The organism is Gammaproteobacteria bacterium, assembly GCA_028817225.1.
Lineage (GTDB): Bacteria > Pseudomonadota > Gammaproteobacteria > Poriferisulfidales > Oxydemutatoraceae > Oxydemutator.
On the sequence record JAPPQC010000005.1, the window covers coordinates 18,289 to 38,632 of the forward strand.

Below are 20,344 nucleotides of genomic sequence, written 5' to 3' on the forward strand. Positions count from 1 at the left end.
ATTGTTGATATTGGGGGGTGCAGTATAATCAATTGTTTGCAGGAATTCGGATGAATCTGTCCCCTCTCACCGCCGTCGGCCCCGTGGATGGCCGCTACCGCCGGAAAACCGCCTGTCTGTCCGGTTTTTTCAGCGAATACGCGCTGATACGCCACCGCGTGCTGGTCGAGATTGAGTGGCTGAAGCTGCTGTCGCGCACCGATGGCGTGGCCGGGGCGCGGCCCTTGTCGCACGCCGCGATTGCGTTTCTCGACGCGCTCGCCGCCGACTTTTCGGAGAACGACGCCGCCCGCGTCAAGGAAATCGAGGCCGACATCAACCACGATGTGAAAGCGGTGGAATACTACCTGAAGGAACAGTGCAGGAACAACCCGGAATTGCTTGATGCAGCGCATTTTCTGCACTTCGCCTGCACCTCGGAAGACATCAATTCAATGGCCTGGGGACTGATGCTGAAGGGTGCGCGCGCCGAAGTCCTGCTGCCGCGCCTGGCCGCGATTCACGATGCGTTGCAAGCGCGCGCACTGGAATACGCGGCGCTGCCGATGCTTGCGAGGACGCACGGGCAGCCGGCGTCGCCGACGACTTTGGGCAAGGAAATCGCCGTTTTCGTCCATCGCCTGCGCCGCCCGATGGAAAGAATCGCCAACGCGCCGATTGCCGCCAAGATGAGCGGCGCGGTCGGCAACTACAACGCGCACCACGCGGCCTGCCCCGGTGTGGACTGGCCCGCGCTGACCGCCGGCTGGATCCGCTCGCTGGGGCTGCACCCGGCGCCCTGCACAACGCAGATTGAACCGCACGACGGCCTCGTCGAACTGCTGGACGCCGCCGCCCACGCGGGCCGCATTCTGCTGGATTTGTGCCGCGATGTCTGGGGTTACATCTCCATCGGCGTCTTCGTGCAAAAAGCGGCCCAGGGCGAGGTCGGCTCCTCGACGATGCCGCACAAGGTCAACCCGATTGATTTTGAGAACGCCGAGGGCAATCTCGGCATCGCCTGCGCGCTGGCGCGCCATCTGTCCGACAAACTGCCGGTTTCGCGCTGGCAGCGCGACCTGTCCGACTCAACCGCGATGCGCTCGCTCGGCACCCTTTTCGGCCACTATGTCATCGCCGCCGACAGTGTGCTCGCCGGGCTGGACAAACTCGAGGCCGACCCCGCACAGATGGAGGCCGCGCTGGCGGCGCACCCGGAAGTGCTGACCGAGGCCATTCAAACACTGCTGCGCAAACACCGTGTCGAGGGCGCCTACGAGAAAATCAAGGCGCTGTCGCGCGGGCGCAAGATGACGATGGACGACCTCGCGGCCTGCGTCCGCGGCCTTGATTTGCCGGACGAGGCCGTGCAGCAACTGCTGGCATTGACGCCGCAAACCTACACCGGCCTGGCCGAAGACCTTGCGCGCGGCGCGGCGGACAAACTGCCGTCAGCGGCTGAAGATGCGGTCGGCAACCGCAGTCCCTGACGCGGCCCGACTTCCTGTCTTTTTCTGATTGCCGGACGGTGCGGGCCGCCCGGCGGATGGTCACTGCTCTATCAGTGATTCGGGCGTGGCCTCAAGCGGCTCGTAGAGCGAGTCTTGCAGGCGGTAATACCATTGGGAGAAATGGTCGCCGAGCGATGCGGCCCTGTCGCGGACTTCCGCGCGCTTGTCCTGCGCCGCGCTGAACTGCTCCATCACCTCTTCGTTGTGCTGTGCGCCGATGACCGCGTAAAGGCTTTCGCCGACGCGGTACGCCTGCACGACGATTTCCAGCCCGTCGAATGTCGTAAACACCGCGCGGATGGCCGTGTCGGGCAGCGCGAAGTCGTCTTTTCTCGGATAGACCTCGCGGAAGTCAAGGTAGTCCACAGTGGCGGCGATCCGGTTCAGCATGCCGGGGTCTTTCAGTTCGCCGCCCTCCGGCATCGCCGCGAGTTTCAGCGGTTCGCCGCGTTTGTCGCGGACCACCTCAAGCGGTTCGCCCTCCTTCCTGTTGATGACAATCCGGTGCAGGTCGGCAGGCTCGATGTGCACAACCCGCTTGTCCAGCCACGCCTGCGGGTCGGCGTCCGGTGAAAGCCTGCGGTTGATCAGCCAACTCGCCGCCTCGCCCTCGATGCGCGCGAACTGGCCCTCGCTCAACTGCCGGCTCGGGTTGCCGAGAATCAGCCCCCACTGCCGCTGCGCGTTCGACCACTGCACCAGCACGCCGGCGCCCGTATCCGCGTCCATGTCGCCGACGCCCAGTTGCGCGTACTGGCCGGGCTGCGAGGTTTTCTCCTCGACCTTCTCGGCCTCCGACAACGCCAGCAGCAGGTTGCGGATTTTGGCCGTGTCCGCCGGGTGGTTGTCCTTGTCAACGACCTGCCACAGGTTCTGTTCATTGCGCGCAAGGCGCGCCTGCCCGCCGCCTGCGGAACGCACTTCAATCGAGGCGACCTCGTTGACCGCCTCCATGTTCAGGTCCGGGAACAGCGCGCCGCGCCCGCCGCCGCGTTCATCTTCCATGCCGACGAACACCACCGCGGCGACCGCGGCCAGCGCGACGGCCAGCACGACGATGAAAAGCCGGCTACTCATGCCGCAAACGCCTGCGGTGGCGGATGAACGCGAACAGCAGCGCCAGCAGCGTGACCAGCGCCGGCACCAGGCCGATGTTGATCGCCGTCAGGCGCGCGCCGAGCGCGTCAATGTCCCTCGCCAGTCTGTGCTTGACCTCGCGCAGTTCCTTGCGGGTTTGCAGCATCTGCGCGCGAAAGCCCGCCAGTTCCTGTTGCTGCTCGGCGGTCAGGATGGTGGATTTGACATCGGCGCGCTGGCTTTGCAGTTCGCTGAGCTTTTGCTCGGTCTCCCGCAGTTTGCGCTGAAGGTTCTCCTCGGTCTCGCGGTATTTGAGGCTGGACTCGCGCTCCAGTTCAATCACGCGGGTGAACGGGCGGCTGAGGCTCGCGCGCCCGCGAATGCCAATCAACTCGCTGCCGCCGGTGTACTGGTCCACCGCGTTGACGATGAAGTCGCGGTTGTTGGCATGGGGCTGCTGAATGCGCCTGCCGAAAAACTCGCGCACCGTCACCCACATCCGGTCGGACAGCACATCCACATCGGCCACCACCAGCAGGTTGGCGGCGCCGGTGGACTGCGCGATGTGCGGGTATTGCGGCTGCGCCTCCGGCTTTTCCTCTTTCTTGTCTTCGCCGCTCTCTGCGCCGTCCTCGCCGTCGGCTTCCTCTTCTTTCGGCGGCGGAGGCGGCCCGTCAAAGGCGCTGGTCAGTTCGCCCTCGATCTTGGCGGCGATGGTGTATTCCCTGCCGCTCGGCACAAACCCCCTTTCCAGCGACGCCTGGTCGGCGACGAAACGCAGCCGCTGCAACGGCATCAGCATCGAGTTGAAGCCCGACTGCACCAGCGGCGTCATCCGGATTTTCTCGATGTCCATCACCTCGATATTGGACGCGCTGGCGAAGTTGATCTGGCCGAGCATCGCCGTGATGGCGTCTTCCTGGTTCAGGTTGGCCTGCTTGTAGCCGAGCAGCACGATGTGGCGGCGCGGCGCCTGCCCGGGCGCGGCGGCCTGAAGCGCGTGGTCGAAATCGGCGACGACGGTGCCCTCGGAAACGCCGAACCCCCACGAGTTGAACAGCCGGTTCAGCGACGAACTCCTGATGTTGGCGTCGGGCAGCGGCGTGTCGCCCGGAACCGGAATCTCCTGCACCTCGGCGTAGGGGTCCACAAAGAAAATCGCCTTGCCGCCGCCCATCACATACTGGTCTATCGCATACAGCGTCTGGTCTTCAAGGTGCTGCGGGTGCGCGACCATCAGCAGGTCCACATCGTCATCAACGCGGTCGGTGTCGGTGAACACCAGTTTGACGGTGAACAACTGCTCGAGTTGCTCGATGACGACCCACGGGCGCCCGGGGTTGCCGATGGGCGAGCCGAGGCCGGTCGGATACATCGGCAGCCCCGTCATCAGCCCCAGCACCGGCTTCTTCGGGTTCAGCAGGCTGTAGAGCAGTTTGTCGATGTCGTATTCAAGGAACACCTCGCGGCTGGACTGCAAAAACGGTATCACCTCAATGTCGCCGACCGCGTTGGTGCCGGCCAGGCCGAAATAAAGCGACTCGCCGCTGTTCTGAACCGGAACCTTCTGCAGGCCGAAGCCGGTCGCGCGGTCCTCGTCCTCGGAGAACGGCTCCGGGTCCACCAGGTGCAACTGGATGTCGCCTTCGGAATGAAACACATATTCCTCCAGCAACTCGCGCACCTGCGTGTGGTATTTCCTGAGCGGCGAATAATCCCTGCTGACCGTCTCGGAAAAGAACAGGTAGAGGTTGATCGGCTGGTCAATGCCCTCGATGATCTTCAGCGTGTTGTCCGACAGCGTGTAGATGCTGTTTTCGGTCAGGTCCAGCCTCAGGTGCTTCAGCGCCATGTTGGACAGCATCGTCAGCACCAGAAAGGTCAGCGCCAGCAGCACATAGACGACGGCCTGCGGAACCGGCATGTTGCGTTTCATGTCATTGCCCCCGGCTGTTTTCCAGAATGACGACATTGGCGGCCAGCCAGAACACGATCATCAGCAGAAAGTACACCAGATCGCGCATGTCAATCACGCCCTTGCTGATGGAGGCGAAATGCGTCAGAAAGCTCAGCGAGGCGATGGTGTCGAGCAGTATCTGCGGCAGCCACGGCTCGAACAGGTCGAGCACATACGGCAGGCTGCTCGACATGAACGCAAAGCAGACGACGATGCTGATGATGAAGGCGATGACCTGGTTGCGGGTGGTCGCCGAGATGCACGAGCCAATCGCCAGAAACGCCCCCGCCATCAGGAAACTGCCGAGATAGGCGGAGAAAATAACGCCGTTGTCCGGTTCGCCGAGGTGGTTCACGGTGATCCACAGCGGAAAAGTCAGCGCCAGTGCGACGCCGGTGAACAGCCAGGCGGCGATGTATTTGCCGAGCACCGCCTGCGTGACGCTGATGGGCAGCGTCATCAGCAGTTCAATGCTGCCGCTCTTGCGCTCCTCCGCCCACAGCCGCATCGAGATGGCCGGAATCAGGAACAGGTACAGCCACGGGTGGAACTGGAAGAACGGCAGCAGGTCGGCCTCGCTGCGCTCGTAGAAGTTGCCGAGGTAGAAGGTGAAGGTGGCGATCAACACGAGAAAGATGACGATGAACACATAGGCCAGCGGCGTCGCGAAGTAGCCCGCCAGTTCCTTCCTGAGTATCGCGGCGATTGCGTTCATGACAAACTCCCGGCGGTGATTTCCCTGAAAACCTCGTCCAGCCGCCCCTGCTCCATCCTGAGGTCGGAGACCGCCAGTTTGCGGTCGGCGACGCAGCGCTTGACATCGCGGTACACGGCCTCCTGCCGGTCTTTCTGCGTGAAAAGAATCCAGCGGCGGTGGACCAGGTCCTCCTCGGCGGCGGTGACGCCGTCGAGCGCCTCCAGCGCCTTGACCGCGTCGCGGTCGCCGCTTTGCAGGCTGATGGCGTGGTGGTAGCGGGACTGTTCCAGCAGTTCCTTCGGCGTCGAGTCGGTCAGCAGGCGCCCCTGCGCGATAATCAGCGCGCGCGTGCACACCGCCGAGACTTCCTCGAGTATGTGCGTCGAGATGACGACAATCTTGTCCTTGCTGAGCGAGTTGATCAGCGCCCGGACATGGTGTTTCTGGTTCGGGTCGAGGCCGTCCGTCGGCTCGTCCATGACCAGCACGCGCGGGTCGTGCATCAGCGCCTGCGCCAGCCCGACGCGGCGCTTGAAGCCCTTCGACAGCGTGTCCACCGGCTGCATCAGGACGCTTTGCAGCGCGAGTTCCTCGACGACATAATCAAAGCCGTTGGCGGTCTGCGCCTTGTCGAGTTGCCTGGCCCTTGCGATGAAATACAGAAAATCGCTGACCGTCATCTCGCCGTAACTGGGCGCGCCCTCGGGCAGGTAGCCGATGATGCGCTTGGCCTCGATGGGCTGCGCGGCGATGTCGAAATCGCAGATGCTGACGCGCCCCGAGGTCTGGCGCAAAAACCCGCAGACCATCTTCATCGTCGTGGACTTGCCGGCGCCGTTGGGGCCGAGAAACCCCAGCACATCGCCCGGATGCACCTCGAAGGAGACATCATCCACGGCCACCAGTTGCCCGAAGGTTTTGCAGAGATTTTCTACTTTAATCATCGTTCTGGACGGCATTCGGGCGCCCGGCCCAATTTCCGGGCGCTATTTTTAACGGAAAACCCGGCGTTTTTCAACCCCCTGCGGGGCGGGGGAGTTCGGCGTTGGCGGTCAGTCCTTCTTCTTTTTGCGGCCAAACAGTTTGGTGAACAGTTTCTCGGGCCACTCCGGCATAAAAGCCATCATGTAAATCGTGAAAACGAAGATGACGGCGAGATAAATCAACATGCCCAACTGATAGGGGCTGTAAGGGCCGATTTCAAAAGCGGGTGGTGTCATTTTACTGCTTCTCCAGTTTCGTTATCAGGCTATTTATTCTGGCGACCAAGTAGCCTGTCATTACAAAAAGCGACGTGGCCAACCCAATCCCGATGGTGGACAGTATATCAGAATCCCCGCTCCTGATTTCGGCAATCAGACCGCCGCTCATCACCGCAAGCAACGCAAGAAAAGCCAACACCAACCGCGTATAGTAGTTGATGCGCTCTTGCGCCGCCTTGATCGCCGTTTCAGTCATCGGGGATTTTCCCCGATTGGGGTTGTTTGTTTGCGTAATCATTGGCTATTCCACTGGCCCCGGCAAGCCTGATTTCGCCCGCCAGCCGACAGGAGCCTACCCGCATACAACCGGCAAGCCACACAAAGCCGACGAACGGTAGTTTTTGGCCGACGAATGACCAAAAAATGCCGCCGAAGCCGCCAAAATCCCGCAAAAACGGCCACAAACCGCCCTGCCCGGGCGTGGTAAAATCCGGCCTTGAACCGGCGCAAAACCGCGACGGTCAGGAGGCACAAATGAGCACACACCAAACAGACAAGGCGTTCTTCAACGAACTGCAAAACAACGCAGAGTTGCAGGCCGCCGTGAAGCAGGTCACGACCAGGGAGGAGGTTCTGGCCGTTGCCGGACACTTCGGATTCGAGTTTTCCGCCTCCGAAGCCCTGCAGGTGCTGATTGCCGCCAAGCATTTCGGGGCGGAAATCCACCATGAAGCGATGCGCGAAGCCATGCGCGACGCCCTTGCCGCCATGTCCATCAGGGAAAAAGACCTGGACGCCATCGTCGGCGGCTACGACGAAGCATCCCGCGCCGCCAACAACGCCATGCTGCAACACAACCCCAACGCCCAAACCCCCGCCGACTGCCCCGCCTGCGCCGCCTGCCTGCCGGGAGGCTCGGCAAAAGATGTGATGGAATTCGGGGCGCCGGGGGTTAAGGGTGGGGTTTGAAGAGTAAATTACCCGGGATTTAGATATTGAGCTCGTGGAATTGGGAATCAAGGCTCGCTTCATCCGCCGTTGTTGTCACAGCTCTTTATCTTTCAAGAAAAGCACAAAGGATAGAATTAAGAGGATGTTGTTGAGTCTGGAAAAAAAGAGAAATTCAGGGTTTATTACTTATTCATGTAACCAAATTAAGCTAATCGCTGGAGAGACTTCCCGATTCTATTTGTCAAATCTGAGGCATATCTGATGAATGAAGTAGAAAAAGGAATACTCAGGGCTGTCGCAAATAACCCCGGCCTCCAGATCAAAGATATTAAGCAGATGCTTGATATCGGCATAGACGATGTTGAGCAGGCTTTGTCCGGCCAAATCAAGAGCAAGCTTCGGCAAGATAAAGCTTGCCGTTGGTACCTCAAAGAGACCAGTAGCACAGAAAATTTGGAGGAATCCTCTGAGCAGCCTGACCCCTCGCTCACCAGGCTTTGCCGATACTATCTCGACTGTCTGAGCCAAGATACCCCAAGCAGTGTTAGCGAATTCGCAACCTCCAAGTACGGGCAGAAATACGTTGAACTTGATGTCCTGCCGATGCTGGAGCAAGAAAAAAGCAATCCTTTTGAAACTGAATCCGGGCAAAGATTTTTGATGCGCGTTCGCCGAGACCGGAATCCAAAGGTAGTGCAATTAGGCTACCCTGTGCGATTGAATTTCGTGCGTTCATCCAGATGGGAAGGCTTCAAAGTTGAGCCTATCCTGCTCTTCCGGTTTCAGGACACCAATCATGCGGGGGGTGGAATGATGCTGGCAGGTGATTTGCCACAAATTAACTTTCAGGCATTGCAGGCGCTTCCCAATGCCGGCAAATCAAACTTGATGGAGGAAGCAAGCCAGATAATGGACGGGATTGGACTGGGAGATGCCGCAATTAATCCACCTGACATTGATGAGTTATTGATGCGATTACGCACCATGCGCCCGGAATGGGATTGGCTGGAAAATATTAATCCGCGCACTTTAAGCAAAGGGGCGCCTTTAAGTCAGCTGCGTCAGCAGGGTATCTTCAATCGTGCAATCCTCACCGCATCTGAAGCTCCACCATATACGAAAGGTCTGGAATCTGAACTCGGAGTATTGACATCAATTCCAAAAGGAAAGTGTCAGGGTACAGTTTTGGGATCATGGATTGATGGGCAAAGCGATGAGCCATCTACGACAACGAGGAAATCATCTTTGTCAGCAGTGCTGATGCTGATTTCCTGCGGTATCCAATGGTTGTTTCGGCCAGCGAAAAAACAATTACCGCTGCTGGAAGTACTGCCTTTGAACAGCGAACAGCGGCAAGCGGTGCAGCAGGCGTTGTCAAACTCCGTAACTGTCATTACAGGACCGCCGGGCACAGGCAAATCGCAAGTAGTAACTTCAATCCTCATGAACGCAGCCTGGCAGAATATGACCATATTATTTGCCAGCAAGAATAACAAAGCGGTAGATGTCGTCGAGACCCGGGTAAATGCACTTGGGTCGCGACCAGTGTTGTTGCGTCTTGGAGCCAATCAATATCAAAGCCGTTTCGCCCAACATCTCGTTTCATTACTTTCCATGACATCAACCCCGGATAATCAGGCACGGTACCGCGAACATGAGACGATACATGCCAATCTTGGACAGTCGTCCAAACTGATTGACGCAAAGATTGAAGCCTTGATTGCTCTCCGCAATAAAATTGACCATCTGGAACAACAGATTGAGTTGTTTCGCCAGGAAGTCGGTGATGATATTTTTCAGCAATGCAAAATTGTCGAAGGCCAAAAGCTTGAGCAGGAATCTCAATCGCTGATATCTGTTATCAATCAAGCTGACAAAGAGAGACAAACACTTTTAACTCGCCTTATTTGGCTGTTGATCCGCAATTTCCGCTTCAAGCGCCTCAACAAGGCTTGCAAGGCTTTCAAGGAAATCTCATCACAAATTGGATTGCCAATGCCGGAGATGGCAGCGGAGGCTGCAACTGCTGATCAATGGCTTGAATATCGAACTCAGATAAAAGCCCGGGTGGCACAATCTCTCAAGGCAATTGAATATTTTGAGCGGTTAGAGAGTCTTGCCGAATTATCATCCCTCGAAGAACTGAATGAACAGCGAAGAGCGCTGACGAGAGACATTTCGACAAACTCTGAACGCCTGTGGAAGGCATGGTTGAGGCTTCAGCCTTCCCGCATCAATGAACAACAAAGAAAACTTCTCGGTGATTATAGTGCACTCTTGCAGATGATAGTTGCGGCGAACGACGAAGGCAAACAACCCAGCAAGGAAATATACCGACGCTTCTATAACCTTTTCCCGCAAATTGCCCCAATCCTCTCTTGCTGGGCGGTCACCTCACTTTCCGCCAAAGGTCGAATACCGCTTGAACCCGGGTTTTTTGATCTTTTAATTATTGATGAAGCGAGTCAGTGTGATATCGCATCAGCTTTGCCACTCCTCTACCGCGCTCACCGGGTGGTGATAATCGGCGACCCGATGCAACTTCGGCATATCAGCGCCCTGCCAAAGCAGCAAGATCAGCAGTTTTTGAGCAAATATGATTTGATAAATGACTACCCGGGATGGGCATACTCCACGAGATCATTATTCGATGTTGCGAGCAGTCTGTGTCGCAGTGAAGACATCGTAGCCTTGCAAGACCATCACCGCTCTCATGCAGATATTATCGGATTTTCCAATGAGGTATTTTATGACGGACGCCTCAGGGTAGCGACCAACTATGACAGACTACTCCGCCCGCGTGAAGACGAGCCTGCTATTCGCTGGATTGATATTGCCGGGAAAACCGTGAGACCCGCTGCTGGGGGTGCTGTAAACGAAATTGAAGCCAAGGCTGTTGTGGGTGAGATTTCCCGTCTTGTAGCGGAAGGTTATCAGGGAAGCATCGGTGTGGTCAGCCCTTTCCGCATACAGGCAAATCGTATTCGGGATTTGGTGCGCTTCGACGATGAACTTTCCAAGCGTCTGGATAAAAGCTTCCTCTCTGATACAGTCCACAAATTCCAGGGCGATGAACGCGACATAATCATTTTCTCGCCAGTCATATCATCAGGCGCCAGCAAAGGAGCCATCGGCTTTCTCAAAAGCACTCCCAACCTGTTCAATGTTGCAGTTACCCGGGCGCGAGCCGCTCTTGTCATAGTCGGCGATCGAAAGATGGCACTCAATCACGGTGTGGACTATCTTTCCAAATTTTCCTCCTATGTTGACAGCGTTTCAGACAAGTATCAATTGTCGGGGAATCAAGACAGCATGGATTGCGGCCCTGAATACCCGTCTGTGGCAAGGCCCGAGCTGGTGTCCGATTGGGAGCGGCTGTTCTACAACAAGTTTTATGCAGCAGGAATTCGCCTCATTCCGCAGTATCAAGTCGAAAAATATGTGCTCGACTTCGCGATTATCGTGGATGACAACAAGCGGCTGAATATTGAGATTGACGGTGAGATGTATCACCGCAATTGGGACGGTGAGCGGTGTCGCAGAGATCAAATAAGAAATCAGCGCCTTATAGAGCTTGGATGGGATGTAATGCGTTTTTGGGTTTATCAGGTGCGTGATGATTTTGAGCGTTGCTTCCTTCGCGTTCAACGCTGGATAGACAACAAAACAGACAGTGACAGAAACCAGGCTGCATAAATCTCATGCGATATTGTTTTCCGGAAAATATCATCCATCCATCAGCGCAGCCGCCATCGCCAAATCCTCCTCGGTGTCTATTCCAAGGTATTGCGGCAGGGTTGCGATGGCGACGCGGATTCGTTCACTATGCCACAGCATTCTCAGTTGCTCCAGTTTTTCGCGGCGTTCCAGGTCGCATGGCGCCAGCGTGGTGAAGCGCTTCAAGTTGGCGTGGCGGTAGGCGTAGATTCCCAGGTGGCATAACCACTCCCCTTCCCCCGCCGGAATCGGCGAGCGGCTGAAATACAGAGCAAAACCCGCCTCGTCGCAGACCACCTTGACCTTGTTCGGGTCTTGCATTCCTTCCGGCGATGTCTGCCGGACGGCGAGCGTCGCGCAGGCCGCGTCATCATCGCCGGCGGCGAGCGACGCGGCCATTGCGATGTCGCCGGGGGCGAGAAACGGCTCGTCGCCCTGCACATTGACGACCACGGCGTCGTCCGGCCAGCCGCGCAGCGCGGCGGCCTCGGCGACACGGTCGGTGCCGCAGGCGTGTTCGGTGGAGGTGAGGCAGACTTCGCCGCCGAAGCCTTCGACGCATTCGGCGATGCGGCGGTCGTCGGTGGCGACGACCACCTCCCCCGCCCCGCTGCGCGCGGCGTTGCCGTGCACGCGCTGAATCAGCGGCAGGCCGGCCAGTTCAAGCAGCGGCTTGCCCGGCAGTCTCTGTGAGCGGTAACGCGCGGGGATGACGACCTTGAAGTCAGGCGTCGGGCGTTTTTTTCCGGTGGCGTTCATACTCCTCCTGGAATATCTGCCGCGCCTCTTCCGGCAGCATCACCGGAATGCCGTCGCGCACCGGATAAGCCAGCCGGGCCGACAGCGAAATCAATTCCTGCCGCTCCCGGTCGTAAATCAGCGGCCCCTTCGTAACCGGGCAAACGAGAATATCAAGCAGATGTTCATCCATGGATCAGCGCCTCAATCCGGTTCAGCAATGTTTTCTCAAAACCGGCGTCAAGCCGGGTTTCAGTCTCCGCAATCCAGACAGGTTGCAGCGCTTCGGCGCCGGAATGCGCGAGCGCGGCGCATTTTACACCATCCTTGGCCGTCATCACAACGGGAAGGCCGTCGTCAAACAACAGGTCGCGCACGCGCCAGGCGTGATGGTCCGGAAATTCATGCCGGCGCACCTCGATGCCGGCGCAAGCGAGCGAGTCAAAGAAACGCCGCGGGTTGCCGATGCCGGCGCAGGCGTGAACGGACTGCCCGCCAAAATGCCCGACAGGCTCGCGGCGGCCACTGACAAGATGGCGAAAGGAAGACAAGCGCACGCTCATCTGCGGCGCGCCGGAAGACGGGTCGGCGCCGCCCGCGCCAACATCCCCGCCCGCCTCCGCATTGCCGCCGACATTGACAACTGCATCATCAGCGCCCGCGCCGCCAGCAACCGGATTGGCAGAATCACCATGAACCACCCCCATCGCCCCCGCATTGCCGCCGACATTGACCACCACATAATCCACCTCGTCAAGACGCGAGACCGGCTCGCGCAGCGGCCCCGCCGGCAGCAGCCGGCCATTGCCGAACTTTCTGTCGCCATCCACGACGACAATCTCCAGCGCCCGCGGCAGCGCCGAATGCTGCAAGCCGTCGTCCGACAGCACCACCTCCACATCGCAATGCCGCGCCAGCACCAGCGCCGCCTCCCTGCGCCGCGGCGCGATGACGACCGGGCAGCCGGTTTCCTGTGCAATCAGTTTCGGTTCATCGCCGACCGCGAACGCATCATCGCCGTCGCCGACGCGGTGCGGAAAACCCGCGACCCGCGCCCGGTAACCCCTGCTGACAACACCGACCCGCCGCCCCCGCGCCTGCAGGAGTTTGGCCAGATGAATCACCAGCGGCGTTTTCCCGGTGCCGCCGACGGTCAAATTGCCGACGACAACAACCGGAACCGCCAGCGGCTTCGCCGGAAGCCGCCGCCGCGCCAGCCGTCGGGCATTCAGCCCGACGCGATAAACCGCCGACAACGGCGACAGCAAAACGCCCAACCAATGCCCCCCGTACCAGACGCGCCCGGCCAGGCCGCGCACCGCCGCGGACCATCTCACTCAATCATTCTCTTCGATTCGGAGGCGCGGTACAGGTCGTAATACCCCCCCCGCCGGGCCAGCAGTTCCTCGTGCGTGCCCTGCTCGGCAATGCGCCCCCGCGACATCAACACAATGCGGTTCGCCGCTTCAATCGTCGAGAAACGGTGCGCGATAATCAGCATCGTCTGGCGCCCGGCGATTTCGCCGAGCGCCGCCTGCACCGCGCGCTCGGATTCGGCGTCAAGCGCCGAGGTCGCCTCGTCAAACACCAGCACGGCGGCCCGTTTCAGCAGCCCCCTGGCGATGGCGATGCGCTGGCACTGGCCGCCCGACAGCCGCGCGCCGGCGTGGCCGACCGGCGTCTCGAACCCCTGCGGCAGTCGCTCGATAAACTCCAGCGCGTGCGCCCGGCGCGCCGCCTCCAGCAGTTCGTCGCGCGTCACATCGCGCCCATAGACGATGTTGTTGTACACGGTGTCGTTGAACAGCGTGATGCCCTGGCCGATATAGGCAATCTGTTCGCGCAATTCGGCCAGCGAGATGTCGCGGATGTCGCACCCGTCCAGTTCAATGCGCCCCTCGCTGCAATCGTAAAGCCGCGGAATCAAACTGACCAGCGTGGACTTGCCGGCGCCGGACTCACCGACCAGCGCCACCGTCTCGTTGGCCGCAATCTCAAGGTCAATCAAGTGCAGCGCCTCGCCGCCATCGTCGTCGCCGTCATCCTCATCGCCGTCGTAGCGGTGGCTGACGCCGACAAACCGCAAATCACCGCGAAACCGCCGCCCGGTTCTCGCGCCGGTGTCCTTCTCCGGCGGCGTGTCGAGCAGCGCAAAAACACTCTCGCCGGCGGCGATGCCCTGCTGCACGATGGCGTTGACATTGACGAGGTTGCGCATGGGCCGAAACAGCAGCATCGCCGCGATGATGAACGAGATGAAGGTGCCGACCGACACCTCGCTGGTAACCGCCTGAAAACTGGCAAGGTAGATAATCCACGCCATGCTGATTCCGATCAGCAGCATCACAAACGGCGCCCCCGCCGACTTCGCCAGCGCCACCCTCATGCCGCGGTCGAAGGCGCGCTGGTTGGTCTTGCTGAAGTTGGCCAGTTCGTAGTCGTAGCCGCTCAGCACCTTGACGGCGCGGTTGGCGCTGACCACCTGCTCGACATCGCTGGTCAGGTAGCCCATCGCCTCTTGCAGCCTGCGGCTGGTCTTGCGAAAGCGCCGGCTCAGATAGCGCAGCGCCAGCACGATGGCCGGCGTCACCGCCATGAAAATCAGCATCAGCAGCCAGTTGATGTAAAACATCCAGCCGAGCAGGCCGAGAACGGTCAGACTGTCGCGCACGATGACGGTCAGCGCCTTCGACGCCGAAGTCGAGACCATGCCGATGTTGTAGGTCAGTTTCGAGATGATCTCGCCGCCCGGGCGCCGGTCGTACCACGACGCCGGCAGGCACAGCAGGTGCTCAAACACCTCAAAGCGCAGTTGCTTCGTCACATGCTGGCCGACATACGCCATGTAGTAGCCGGCCAGGAAGGTGCCGACGCCGCGCAGCACCAGCACGCCGACCAGCGCCAGCGACAGCCACGCGCCGACTTCCTCGTTGCGCTCGACAAAACTCTCGTCGAGAAACGGCTTCATCAGCGCCGCGAACCCCATGTCGGTCAGCGAATACATCACCATGCCGACAATCGCCAGCGCAAACCAGCCCCAGTGGGCCTTCGTGTAGCCCAGCAGCCTGCGGTAAATCTGCAGCGGCGTATGGCCCGCGGGCGCCGCGCCGTTGTGCCCCATTCGCGCCGCCGTCAGCCGCCGGACTCGCCCGACAAAACCGCGCGAATCAGCGGCGCCGGATAGCCGCGGCGGTACAGGTAGTCCCTGCGTTTGGCGTATTCGCCGCCGTCCGCCGGCGGCGCCTCGCCGAAGCGCTTGCGGCAGCAGCGGCGGGCGTTGTCCAGCCAGCGGTCTTCCGCCTGCGCCAGCGCGCCGCCGACGCGCGCATCGTCAAAGCCCTTGCCCCGCAACTCCATGCGGATGCGCTCCGGCCCGTAGAGACGGCGCTGGCGTTCCGTGACATACGCCTCAAGAAAGCGCCGGTCGGACAACTGCCCGCCCGCCGTCAGTTCGTCAATCACCTCGTCCACGGCGTCCTCGCGGTAGCCGCGGCCCATCAGTTTCCACTTCAACTCGGCGCTGTAATACTCGCGCCTGGCGAGGTATTTCAGCGCTTTCTTCAGCGGCGGTTCGCGTTCGTCGGCGGCGCTCTCAGGAGGCATTTTCGCGCGCGGCCTCGGCGCTCTCGCCGCCGCGGAACAAGGTCTCGCGCAGGCGCCGCTCAATCTCGTCGGCCACCTCGGGGTGCTCCTCAAGCCAGGCGCGGGCGTTGTCCTTGCCCTGCCCGATTTTCTCGCCGTTGTAGCTGTACCACGACCCTAACTTCTCGACCGCGCCGTGCTCGGCGCCGAGGTCCAGCAACTGCGAACTCTTGGAGATGCCCTCGTCGAAACGAATGTCAAACTGGGCCATCCGGAACGGCGGCGCCAGTTTGTTCTTGACGACCTTGACGCGGGTCTCGTTGCCGAGAAACTCGTCGCCCTTCTTGATTGAGCCGATGCGGCGAATGTCGAGCCGTATTGAAGAGTAGAACTTCAGCGCGTTGCCGCCGGTCGTCGTCTCGGGGTTGCCGAACATGACGCCGATTTTCATCCGTATCTGGTTGATGAAGATAACCAGCGTGTTGGAGCGCGTGATGTTGCCGGTCAGTTTGCGCAGCGCCTGCGACATCAGCCGCGCGTGCAGCCCGACATGGCTGTCGCCCATCTCGCCCTCGATCTCGGCGCGCGGCGTCAGCGCCGCCACCGAGTCCACGACAATCAGGTCCACCGAGCCGGAGCGCACCAGCATGTCCACGATCTCAAGGCCCTGCTCGCCGGTGTCCGGCTGCGAGATCAGCAGGTTGTCAACATCCACCTTGAGTTTGCCGGCGTACACCGGATCAAGCGCGTGCTCGGCGTCCACAAAAGCGGCGGCGCCGCCCATCTTCTGGCATTCGGCGATGACATGCAGCGCCAGCGTCGTCTTGCCGGACGACTCCGGGCCGTAAATCTCGACAACCCGCCCGCGCGGCAGGCCGCCGATGCCGAGCGCCGCATCCAGCGCCAGCGAGCCGGTCGGTATCGTCTCGACATCCATGCCGGTCTGCACATCGCCGAGGCGCATGATGGCGCCTTTGCCGAACTGTTTTTCAATCTGCGACAAGGCCGCTGACAATGATTTTTTGCGATTTTCATCCACTGGTTTGTGTCCTTGGAAAGTAGGTTGAAAGAAAAATTTCTCGACGAGCGTTCGCGGAATGCAAGTATCCCACATCCGCGCCTCATCATAAAGCCGCAGTCTGCCGACAGCGCGGGCGCGGCGGGCGCGCAGGCCGACGAAACGCCCCGTCTGGCCGGACGACGGGCATTTGGTAGCATATAGATACCGCCGCGCCGCATCGTGCTCCGGCAGCCCGCGACAAAGCCCGCATCCGCGCCCACTTGGCACCTCAGGCCACGCCGTGTTCCAGCACCCCTCGCAGCGCCTCGGCGACCGCCGCGCGGCGCACCGCGTCGCGCCCGCCGGCAAAGTCAAAACGCCGCGCCACCGCGCCCTGCCCGCGCCGCTGCCACGCAATCCACACGCAGCCGACCGGCTTGTCGGCGCCGCCGCCGCCGGGGCCGGCGACGCCGCTGACCGCCAGCGCGACATCCGCCGCATGGATGCGCGCCAGCACGCCCGCCGTCATCTCCTTCACGACCGCCTCGCTGACGGCGCCGTGGCGCGCCAGCGTCTGCGGCGCGACGCCCAGCACATCGCGCTTGGCGTCGTTGCTGTAAGTGACGAGGCCGGCGCAAAACCAGTCGGAGGCGCCCGCCGGGTCGGTGCAGACCTTGGCGATCCAGCCGCCGCTGCACGACTCGGCGACGGCCAGGCGCAGGCCCCGGGCGCGCAGCGCGGCGGCGACCTCCCCGGCCAGCCGCGCGGCGCCGCCGTCGTCGTGATTTTCTTCGCTTTTCATTCGGTTCCGGACAGGCAGCGGGTGAACAATCGGATTATACTTTCAGATGCGATGGAGAAATACACGCCCGCGATGCAGCACTACCTGCGAGTCAAGTCGGAACACCCCGGCTCGCTGTTGTTCTACCAGATGGGCGATTTTTACGAGTTGTTCTACGACGACGCCGAGGAGGCCGCCCGCCTGCTCGACATCACGCTGACCTCGCGCAGCCTGTCGTCGTCCGGCAAGCCGATACCGATGGCCGGCGTGCCGGTGCACTCGGCGGAATCCTACATCGCGCGGCTGGTCCGCAAGGGCCATTCGGTCGTCATCTGCAACCAGGTCGGCGAGGCCAAACCCGGGCGCGGCCCGGTCAAGCGCCAGGTCGCGCAGGTCGTCACGCCGGGCACGCTGACCGACGAGACGCTGCTGCAAGACCGCCGCGAGAACCTGCTGGCCGGCATCTACCGCGGCGAAAACGCCTACGGTCTCGCCGTGCTCGAACTCAGCGCCGGGCGTTTCACGCTGCGCGAATGCCGCGACAAGGCCGCCCTCGACAGCGAACTCGAGCGCCTCAAGCCCGCCGAGATACTGGTCAGCGAGGAGCACGCCGACGATTACACGCCGCCGTCGGCGGACGCCCCGGCCGGCGGCTGCACCCAGCCGCCGTGGCATTTCGAGTTTGAGAACTGCCACCGCGAACTGTGCGAACAACTCGGCACCCGCGACCTGTCCGGCTTCGGCTGCGAGGACATGCGCGCCGGCATCTGCGCGGCGGGCGCGCTGCTGCGCTATGTCAGGGACACGCAGCAGTCGGCGCTGCCGCACCTGCGCGCCATCACCGCCGAACGCGAGCGCGACTACATCGAGATGGACGCCATCAGCCGCAACTGCCTTGAGATAGACCGTTCCATCTCCGGCCACGAAGACCACACGCTCGTCGCCGTCCACGACCACGCGATGTCGGCGATGGGGTCGCGCTGCCTGCGGCGCTGGTTCGGGCAGCCGCTGACCGACCGCGCGCGCATCGAGGCGCGCCACGAGGCCATCGGCTGGCTGCTGGACAAGGGCGACCTCGACGAACTGCGCGCCCGCCTCGGCAAAATCAACGACATCGAGCGCATCGCCTCGCGCCTCGCGCTGATGAGCGCGCGCCCGCGCGATCTGATCGGCCTGCGCGACACGCTTGAACACCTGCCGCAAATCCGCGCGCAGGTGGAGGCGGCGGACACACCGCTGCTGTCGCGACTGCGCGAACAGCTGGCGGCGCAGCCGGAACTGCTCGACGAACTGCGCCGCGCCGTCGTCGAGGAGCCGCCGGCGACGGTGCGCGACGGCGGCGTCATCGCCGCGGGCTACGACGCGCAACTCGACGAACTGCGCGAATTGACCGACGGCGCCGACCGCCACCTGCTGGACCTCGAGAACAGCGAGAAGGAACGCACCGGCATCGCCAGCCTTCGCATCGCCTACAACAAGGTGCACGGCTACTTCATCGAGGTGCCGAAATCCCAGGCCGGCCAGGTGCCCGACGACTACCGCCGCACGCAGACGCTGAAAAACGCCGAGCGCTTCACGCTGCCCGAACTGCGCCAGTTTGAAAGCCGCGTCATCACCGCGCGCGAACGCTCGCTGGCGCGCGAGAAAGAGGTGTACCGCGCGCTGCTTGAAGGGCTGCTGCCGCGGCTGCCGCAACTGAAGTCCTGTTCGCAGGCGCTGGCGGCGCTCGACACGCTGGCGGCGCTGGCCTGGTGCGCGCGCCGCTACCATTACAACCGCCCCAGTTTCACCGGGCGCCCCGGCATCGCCGTCAGCGGCGGGCGCCACCCGGTCGTTGAGCGCTTCATCGAGCAGGACTTCGTGCCGAACGACCTCGTGCTCGACGACTCGCGCCGCATGCTGATCATCACCGGCCCCAACATGGGCGGCAAATCCACCTACATGCGCCAGACCGCGCTGATTGTGCTGCTGGCGCACATCGGCGCCTGGGTGCCGGCGGACAAGGCCGAAATCGGCGTGATTGACCGGATTTTCACGCGCATCGGCGCGTTCGACGACATCGCCTCCGGGCGCTCGACCTTCATGGTCGAGATGACCGAGGCCGCCAACATCCTGAACAACGCGACCGACAAAAGCCTTGTGCTGATGGACGAGATTGGCCGCGGCACCAGCACCTTCGACGGCCTCAGCCTGGCCTGGGCGTGCGCCTCGCACCTCGCGCACGCGACGCGCTCGCTGACGCTGTTTGCGACCCACTACTTCGAGTTGACGGCGCTGGCCGAACTGCACGGCGAACTGCACAATGTGCACATTGACGCCGTCGAGCACGACGAGAAAATCGTCTTTCTGCACAAGGTCAAGGAAGGCGCCGCCAGCAAGAGTTACGGCTTGCAGGTCGCGCGCCTCGCCGGCATTCCGCCGCGCGTCATTGAACTGGCGCGCGAGAAACTGGGGCAGATGGAGGCGCGCGAACGCTCGCTGCCGGCGCCGTCGGCGCAGATGCCGCTGGAACTGCCGTCCGAAGACGCCGCGCCGCCGCCGCCCGACGAACTGCGGCGCGAACTGGACGGCATTGAGCCGGACCGGATGACGCCGCGCGACGCGCTGGAGGCGATTTACCGGCTGAAGCAACTGTCGGCGCGGCGCGCCGAACCGCGCGATTAATCCCCGTAAGAGATTTTCTCGATCGCCCAGGTCTTGTCGCCGCCGGGCGCGTTGACGACGGCGGTGTCGCCCTCGCCCTTGCCGATCAGCGCGCGCGCAATCGGCGATGTGATGGACACCCGGTTGGCCTTCATGTCGGCCTCCGGCTCGCCGACAATCTGGCAGGTCATGCGCCGGTCTTCGGCCTCGTCGTAGAGCGTGACGGTCGCGCCGAACACAATCCGGCCATTGTGCTGCACCGTCGCCACATCAATGACCTCGCAGAAAGACAGGCACAACTCAATTTCCTTGATGCGGCCCTCGTTGAAACCCTGGCGTTCGCGCGCCGCCTTGTACTCGGCGTTCTCGCTGAGGTCGCCGTGCTCGCGCGCGGTCTTCAGCGCCTCCTTGATTTTCGGGCGCTCCTCGTTCTTCAGGCGCTGCAATTCCTCGCGCAGTTGCGCCGCGCCTTGTTTCGTGATGGGTTTTTTCCGTTCCATGACTCGCGT

At 61.5% G+C, this 20,344-nt stretch carries 18 protein-coding genes; 4 read left to right on the forward strand and 14 right to left on the reverse strand.

Features of this window, described 5'->3' with window-relative positions; all coding sequences use genetic code 11:
* Positions 1-50 precede the first annotated feature (50 nt).
* Positions 51-1,469, forward strand: coding sequence for an adenylosuccinate lyase (gene purB / locus OXU50_00285; GenBank protein MDD9868328.1), 1,419 nt, complete (start codon positions 51-53; stop codon positions 1,467-1,469).
* Positions 1,470-1,529: 60 nt separating this feature from the next.
* Here purB and OXU50_00290 read toward each other — a convergent pair whose 3' ends face one another.
* From OXU50_00290 to OXU50_00315, 6 genes are all read right to left on the reverse strand, one after another.
* Positions 1,530-2,567, reverse strand: coding sequence for a DUF4340 domain-containing protein (locus OXU50_00290; protein ID MDD9868329.1), 1,038 nt, complete (start codon positions 2,565-2,567; stop codon positions 1,530-1,532).
* Positions 2,560-4,503, reverse strand: a complete 1,944-nt coding sequence (locus tag OXU50_00295; protein ID MDD9868330.1) for a Gldg family protein — start codon at positions 4,501-4,503, stop codon at positions 2,560-2,562. The genes OXU50_00290 and OXU50_00295 overlap by 8 nt, the downstream gene beginning before the upstream one ends.
* Position 4,504: 1 nt before the next feature.
* Entirely contained in the window at positions 4,505-5,239 is a 735-nt protein-coding gene (locus OXU50_00300; GenBank protein ID MDD9868331.1) for an ABC transporter permease, read from the reverse strand.
* A complete protein-coding gene (locus OXU50_00305) occupies positions 5,236-6,165 on the reverse strand; it encodes an ABC transporter ATP-binding protein (GenBank protein MDD9868332.1) in 930 nt (309 codons plus the stop codon). The genes OXU50_00300 and OXU50_00305 overlap by 4 nt, the downstream gene beginning before the upstream one ends.
* Positions 6,166-6,273: 108 nt before the next feature.
* Positions 6,274-6,441, reverse strand: a complete 168-nt coding sequence (locus tag OXU50_00310) for a hypothetical protein (GenBank protein MDD9868333.1) — start codon at positions 6,439-6,441, stop codon at positions 6,274-6,276.
* A 1-nt stretch (position 6,442) separates the two neighbouring features.
* Positions 6,443-6,679: a hypothetical protein gene (locus OXU50_00315; GenBank protein ID MDD9868334.1), complete on the reverse strand. Its 237-nt coding sequence runs from the start codon at positions 6,677-6,679 to the stop codon at positions 6,443-6,445.
* Positions 6,680-6,846: 167 nt separating this feature from the next.
* On the opposite strand from OXU50_00315, the gene OXU50_00320 reads away from it, so the two are divergent.
* Both OXU50_00320 and OXU50_00325 read left to right on the forward strand, forming a co-directional pair.
* On the forward strand, positions 6,847-7,392 hold the full coding sequence (locus OXU50_00320) for a Nif11-like leader peptide family natural product precursor (GenBank protein MDD9868335.1): 546 nt from the start codon (positions 6,847-6,849) through the stop codon (positions 7,390-7,392).
* A 243-nt stretch (positions 7,393-7,635) separates the two neighbouring features.
* Positions 7,636-11,070 carry an AAA domain-containing protein gene (locus tag OXU50_00325; GenBank protein MDD9868336.1) on the forward strand — a complete coding sequence of 1,145 codons (3,435 nt, stop codon included), beginning with the start codon at positions 7,636-7,638 and terminating at the stop codon, positions 11,068-11,070.
* Between the two features lie 30 nt (positions 11,071-11,100).
* Here OXU50_00325 and kdsB read toward each other — a convergent pair whose 3' ends face one another.
* From kdsB to OXU50_00360, 7 genes are all read right to left on the reverse strand, one after another.
* On the reverse strand, positions 11,101-11,850 hold the full coding sequence (gene kdsB, locus OXU50_00330) for a 3-deoxy-manno-octulosonate cytidylyltransferase (protein MDD9868337.1): 750 nt from the start codon (positions 11,848-11,850) through the stop codon (positions 11,101-11,103).
* Positions 11,816-12,022, reverse strand: a complete 207-nt coding sequence (locus OXU50_00335) for a Trm112 family protein (GenBank protein MDD9868338.1) — start codon at positions 12,020-12,022, stop codon at positions 11,816-11,818. The genes kdsB and OXU50_00335 overlap by 35 nt, the downstream gene beginning before the upstream one ends.
* Complete coding sequence (gene lpxK, locus OXU50_00340; GenBank protein ID MDD9868339.1) at positions 12,015-13,166, reverse strand: tetraacyldisaccharide 4'-kinase; 1,152 nt, start codon at positions 13,164-13,166, stop codon at positions 12,015-12,017. Before lpxK ends, OXU50_00335 begins: the two co-directional genes overlap by 8 nt.
* The gene (gene msbA, locus OXU50_00345; protein MDD9868340.1) at positions 13,163-14,950 is read right to left on the reverse strand and encodes a lipid A export permease/ATP-binding protein MsbA; all 1,788 of its coding nucleotides are present in this window, start codon (positions 14,948-14,950) and stop codon (positions 13,163-13,165) included. The genes lpxK and msbA overlap by 4 nt, the downstream gene beginning before the upstream one ends.
* A gap of 11 nt (positions 14,951-14,961) precedes the next feature.
* Positions 14,962-15,432, reverse strand: coding sequence for a regulatory protein RecX (locus tag OXU50_00350; protein ID MDD9868341.1), 471 nt, complete (start codon positions 15,430-15,432; stop codon positions 14,962-14,964).
* A complete protein-coding gene (gene recA, locus OXU50_00355) occupies positions 15,422-16,450 on the reverse strand; it encodes a recombinase RecA (protein MDD9868342.1) in 1,029 nt (342 codons plus the stop codon). Before recA ends, OXU50_00350 begins: the two co-directional genes overlap by 11 nt.
* Before the next feature lie 250 nt (positions 16,451-16,700).
* The gene (locus OXU50_00360) at positions 16,701-17,213 is read right to left on the reverse strand and encodes a CinA family protein (GenBank protein ID MDD9868343.1); all 513 of its coding nucleotides are present in this window, start codon (positions 17,211-17,213) and stop codon (positions 16,701-16,703) included.
* Positions 17,214-17,264: 51 nt separating this feature from the next.
* Here OXU50_00360 and mutS point away from each other — a divergent pair, with 51 nt between their 5' ends.
* On the forward strand, positions 17,265-19,856 hold the full coding sequence (mutS, locus tag OXU50_00365; protein MDD9868344.1) for a DNA mismatch repair protein MutS: 2,592 nt from the start codon (positions 17,265-17,267) through the stop codon (positions 19,854-19,856).
* Here the strand turns inward: mutS and greA are convergent.
* Complete coding sequence (gene greA / locus OXU50_00370) at positions 19,853-20,335, reverse strand: transcription elongation factor GreA (protein ID MDD9868345.1); 483 nt, start codon at positions 20,333-20,335, stop codon at positions 19,853-19,855. The genes mutS and greA overlap by 4 nt on opposite strands.
* Between the last annotated feature and the right edge of the window lie 9 nt (positions 20,336-20,344).